This is a genomic window from Micromonospora inaquosa (genome assembly GCF_003857055.1).
Taxonomy (GTDB): Bacteria; Actinomycetota; Actinomycetes; order Mycobacteriales; family Micromonosporaceae; genus Micromonospora; species Micromonospora inaquosa.
The window spans coordinates 1-4,477 of record NZ_QGSZ01000048.1; the positions used below are offsets into that span (position 1 = coordinate 1).

A 4,477-nucleotide genomic window follows, 5' to 3' on the forward strand; every position below is an offset into this window, starting at 1 on the left:
GGCTGGGTGGGCTCGCCTGTGCGCTGCACCTGGCCGGCAGCGGTCGACAGGTGACAGTGCTGGAGCGCGAGCCGGTGCCCGGCGGGCGGGCCGGACGGCTCGGCGTGGACGGCTACGAGTTCGACACCGGGCCGACGGTGCTCACCATGCCCGACCTGATCGCCGAGGCGCTCGGCGCGGTCGGCGAGGAGCTGCACGACTGGTTGGACCTGACCCCGCTCGACCCCGCCTACCGGGCGTACTACCCGGACGGCTCGACCCTCGACGTACTCACCGACACCGCCCGGATGGCGGCCGAGATCTCCCGGGTCTGCGGGCCCCGGGAGGCCGACGGCTACCTGCGTTTCGTCGAGTACGCGCGGGAGCTGTGGCGGCTGGAGCGCACCGACTTCATCGAACGCAACCTGGACGCGCCGACCGACCTGATCACCGGCAACCTGCTCAAGCTGCTCGGCGGCGGGGCCTTCCGGCGCCTCCAGACGAAGATCAACCAGTTCTTCCGGGACCCGCGTACCCAGCGGATCTTCTCCTTCCAGGCGATGTACGCCGGCCTCGCGCCGCACGACGCGCTGGCCATCTACGCGGTCATCGCGTACCTCGACTCGGTGGCCGGGGTCTACTTCCCGCGCGGCGGCATCCACGCCGTCTCCCGGGCCATGGCTGGCGCGGCCGAGAAGCACGGCGTACAGATCCGGTACGACACCACGGTGACCCGGGTGGAAACCGCGAACGGCCGGGCCACCGGCGTGCTCACCGCCGACGGCGACCTGGTGCCGGCGGACGTGGTGGTGCTCAACCCCGACCTGCCGGTCGCCTACCGGGACCTGCTCCCCGCCGAGCCGCGGCGTCGGCTCACCTACTCGCCGTCCTGCGTCGTTCTGCACGTCGGCTCCCGACAGGCCTATGCGAAGATCGCCCATCACAACATCCATTTCGGACGCGCGTGGAAAGGCACCTTCGATGAGGTCATCCGGCGGGGCGAGCTGATGACCGACCCGTCGCTGCTGGTGACCAACCCGAGCCGGACCGACCCCGCGGTGGCCCCGCCGGACCGGCACACCTACTACGTGCTCGCCCCGGTGCCCAACCTGCACCGGGCGCCATTCGAGTGGCGCGGCGACCTGACCCGGCGCTACACCGACCAACTGATCGGCACCCTGGAGGAGCGCGGCTACGTCGGCTTCGGTGCCGGCGTCGAGGTGCTACGGGCGGTCACCCCCGCCGAGTGGGAGGAGCAGGGAATGGCCGCGGGCACCCCGTTCGCCGCCGCGCACACCCTCTTCCAGACCGGCCCGTTCCGCCCGTCCAACCTGCACCGCGACCTGTCGAACGTGGTGTTCGTCGGCTCCGGGACCCAGCCCGGCGTCGGTGTGCCGATGGTGCTCATCTCCGGCAAGCTCGCCGCCGGCCGAATCACCGGAGAAGGCCGATGAGCACCCGTGAGAAGCACCTCGTCGAACTCGTCGACGAGACCGGCAAGGCCCACGGCGAGACCACCGTCGCGGCCGCGCACCAACCCCCGGGGCAGCTGCACCGGGCCTTCTCGGTGTTGCTGGTGGACGCGGACGGCCAGGTGCTGCTCCAGCGCCGGGCCGCCGCCAAGACCCGGTTCCCGCTGCGCTGGGCCAACTCCTGCTGCGGCCACCCACTGCCCGGCGAATCGCTCGCCGAGGCGGCCAATCGACGGCTGAACGAGGAGTTGGGCGCGGGCCCGGTCGAGCTGACCGAGGTCGGCACCTACGTCTACTACGCCGAAGACCCCGCCACCGGCCGGGTCGAGTTCGAGTACGACCACGTGCTGCGAGGCGAGTTCCTGCCCGGCGCTCCGCTGCTGCCCGACCCGGGCGAGGTGGCCGAGCTGCGCTGGGCCGACCCCACCGCGCTGGAGGCCGAGTTGGCGCTCGACCCCCGGTCGTACGCGCCCTGGCTGGGCGGGGTGGTGAACCGGCTGCTACGCCCCGCGGGGTCCCGGCCGGACGCAACCGGCCCAGCCATGACCCCGCCCGGATCGACGGCGGATGACACGGCGGAGCGGTCGGGTGGTCGATGAGGCGCTGAGCGCGGGCGCTGTCGCACGCCGGCTGGGAGTCGCGGTGACGACCCTACGCACCTGGCACCAGCGCTACGGGCTCGGGCCCAGCGAACACATCCCCGGTCACCACCGCCGGTACACACGCACCGACCTGGTCCGCCTCGAGATCATGCGACGACTCACCGCCGAGGGGGTGAGCCCCGCCGAGGCGGCCCGCTGGGCCCGCCAGGCCCCGGATCCGATGGCCAACGGCACCGTCATCCCCACCCCGATCCACCCGACCGGGCGTGACGGCGGCGGCACCATCCCGGTCGGCCGGGCCGGCCCGGCAGCCCGCGGACTGGCCCGGGCGGCCATGCGGTTGGACGCGGCGGCGATCAGCGAGACGATCGCGCACGCCCTGGCCGCCGGCGGGGTCGTCGCCACCTGGGACGCCCTGTTGCGCCCGGTACTCGCCGGCATCGGCGAACGGCACGCCGCCACCGCCGGCCTGATCGAGGTGGAACACCTGGTGTCCCGCTGCGTCTCGGAGGCGCTCGCGGCGGCCAGCCGGGCGAAGGTCCCCACCGGGCCGGCGCGGATCCTGCTCTCCTGCGCGGACGAGGAGCAGCACACCCTGCCGCTGGAAGCGTTGGCCGCAGCCCTCGCGGAGGCCGGTGTCAGCTACCGGATGCTCGGCGCCCGGGTGCCGGTGGCCGCTCTCGTCGAGGCGGTCAACCGGACCGGACCGGCCGCCGTGGTGCTCTGGTCACACACTCGGGCCACCGCCGACCCCGCCCAACTCAGCGCGCTGCTCGCCGCACCCCGGCGCCCGTTGCTGGTGCTCGCCGCCGGCCCCGGCTGGCGAGCCGACACGCTGCCCGCCGGTGTGGTGCGACCAGTCGACCTGGCCGAGGCGGTCTCGCTCTCCACTGCCGTCCGCGATGCCCTGGACCAGTCGAGGCGTGACTGACCGCACTGTCGCCGACTGGCGGCGTGAACTACCGTCGGGCGGGTCCGCCTACCCCGACCCTCCGGGAGCGAGCAGATGCAAGCCCGCGCCGCCCTGGCGTCCGTCCTCGCCGTGGCGCTGTTCCTGACCGGCTGTGCCCAGCCACACCGCACCATCGCACCCGTCGCTGCCCCACAACCGGCGGAATCGACAACGCCGCCCACCCCCACACCGCACCCCAGCGCCACCAAGCCGGCCAAGCCGCCACTGCGGCCGCTGCCGGCCAAGCTGCCCGCCGGTCTGGGTCGAAACACCGGCGTACGCCCGGTTGCCCTGACGTTCGACGACGGGCCCAGCCCAGCCTGGACACCCAAGGTGCTCGACCAACTGAAGGCCGCCAAGGTGACAGCGACCTTCTGCGTCGTCGGTCGCGAGGTGCAGCGCCACCCGGAGTTGGTCCGGCGGATCGTCCGGGAGGGACACCAGCTCTGCAACCACAGCTGGCGGCACGATCTCGATCTTGCCCGACGGCCCGTCGCCGAGATTCGGGCCGACCTGGACCGCACCAACAAGGCCATCCAGAAGGCCGTTCCCAGAGCGAAGGTGCCGTTCTACCGGCAACCAGGCGGCCGGTGGACGTCCGAGGTGCTCGGGGTGGCCAAGAACCTCGGCATGCGTCCGCTGCACTGGTCGGTCGACCCGCAGGACTGGGACAAGCCCACCGCGGCCACCATCGGCAAGCGGGTCCACACCGCCACCCGCCCCGGTGCCATCGTTCTGCTGCACGACGGAGGCGGAAATCGGGCCGCGACGCTCGCCGCCTGCCCGAAGATGATCGCCGACCTGAAGCAACGCTTCGGCATCACCCGACTCCGCTAGAACCGCTCTGACCTGTGGTTATGGCCTGTCCCAAGCCCTTGGTAACACCGATTTTGTCGACCGACCGAGCATCACGTATGCTTTCGAAGCCTCCGGCGGGGCCGGATGGGAGCAAGTCCGCTTGAAGTTGCGAGTGTGCAATGATGGCGGGGCCGCCCTCATCGTCTAGCGGCCCAGGACGCCGCCCTTTCAAGGCGGTAGCACGGGTTCGAATCCCGTTGGGGGCACGACCGGCGCAAGCCGGAGCAACACAAGCTAGGTCCTGTGGAGCAGTTGGAGTGCTCGCCGCCCTGTCAAGGCGGAGGTCGCGGGTTCAAGTCCCGTCAGGACCGCAGCGCTGACGCCGCGCCCCGCGCGGCGTTCTGCGTATCGGAGCAGGTCGCCTTACCGCCGGTTCGTCCGGTTGGCAGGTAACATGAGCCGAGCGGCACGGCCAGGTAGCTCAGTTGGTACGAGCGTCCGACTGAAAATCGGAAGGTCGGCGGTTCGACCCCGCCCCTGGCCACATAGCCTTTCGCCGGGCTACAGAGATCCCCACCAGCGGATACGCAGGTGGGGATCTTGCTGTTTCCGGTGCTCCACCGAGCCTCCCGCCAGCCCGGCCAGTCCGACCGGCCCACGCGCCCAGCCCAGCC

General features: G+C 71.9%; 4 protein-coding genes and 3 tRNA genes. All 7 read left to right on the forward strand.

Annotated features, from left to right (window positions below; genetic code table 11):
- Positions 1-2: 2 nt before the first annotated feature.
- The 7 genes from crtI to DLJ59_RS00535 all read left to right on the forward strand — a co-directional run bounded on the left by crtI (position 3) and on the right by DLJ59_RS00535 (position 4,347).
- Positions 3-1,433 carry a phytoene desaturase family protein gene (gene crtI, locus DLJ59_RS00505; RefSeq protein WP_244235761.1) on the forward strand — a complete coding sequence of 477 codons (1,431 nt, stop codon included), beginning with the start codon at positions 3-5 and terminating at the stop codon, positions 1,431-1,433.
- The gene (gene idi, locus DLJ59_RS00510; protein ID WP_124770566.1) at positions 1,430-2,050 is read left to right on the forward strand and encodes an isopentenyl-diphosphate Delta-isomerase; all 621 of its coding nucleotides are present in this window, start codon (positions 1,430-1,432) and stop codon (positions 2,048-2,050) included. Before crtI ends, idi begins: the two co-directional genes overlap by 4 nt.
- A complete protein-coding gene (locus DLJ59_RS00515) occupies positions 2,040-2,984 on the forward strand; it encodes a MerR family transcriptional regulator (protein WP_124770568.1) in 945 nt (314 codons plus the stop codon). Before idi ends, DLJ59_RS00515 begins: the two co-directional genes overlap by 11 nt.
- 75 nt (positions 2,985-3,059) lie before the next feature.
- Positions 3,060-3,842 (forward strand): polysaccharide deacetylase family protein, encoded by a 783-nt coding sequence (locus tag DLJ59_RS00520; RefSeq protein WP_124770567.1) that lies wholly within the window; start codon positions 3,060-3,062, stop codon positions 3,840-3,842.
- Positions 3,843-3,996: 154 nt separating this feature from the next.
- A tRNA-Glu gene (locus tag DLJ59_RS00525) sits at positions 3,997-4,069 on the forward strand.
- A gap of 31 nt (positions 4,070-4,100) precedes the next feature.
- A tRNA-Asp gene (locus DLJ59_RS00530) sits at positions 4,101-4,174 on the forward strand.
- Between the two features lie 99 nt (positions 4,175-4,273).
- Positions 4,274-4,347: transfer RNA gene (locus DLJ59_RS00535), tRNA-Phe, on the forward strand.
- Positions 4,348-4,477: the final 130 nt, after the last annotated feature.

Excerpts from the sequence above, each read along its gene's own strand:
- idi (WP_124770566.1), top strand. The coding sequence starts at position 1,430 with ATGAGCACCCGTGAGAAGCACCTCGTCGAACTCGTCGACGAGACCGGC.
- DLJ59_RS00520 (WP_124770567.1), top strand. The coding sequence starts at position 3,060 with ATGCAAGCCCGCGCCGCCCTGGCGTCCGTCCTCGCCGTGGCGCTGTTC.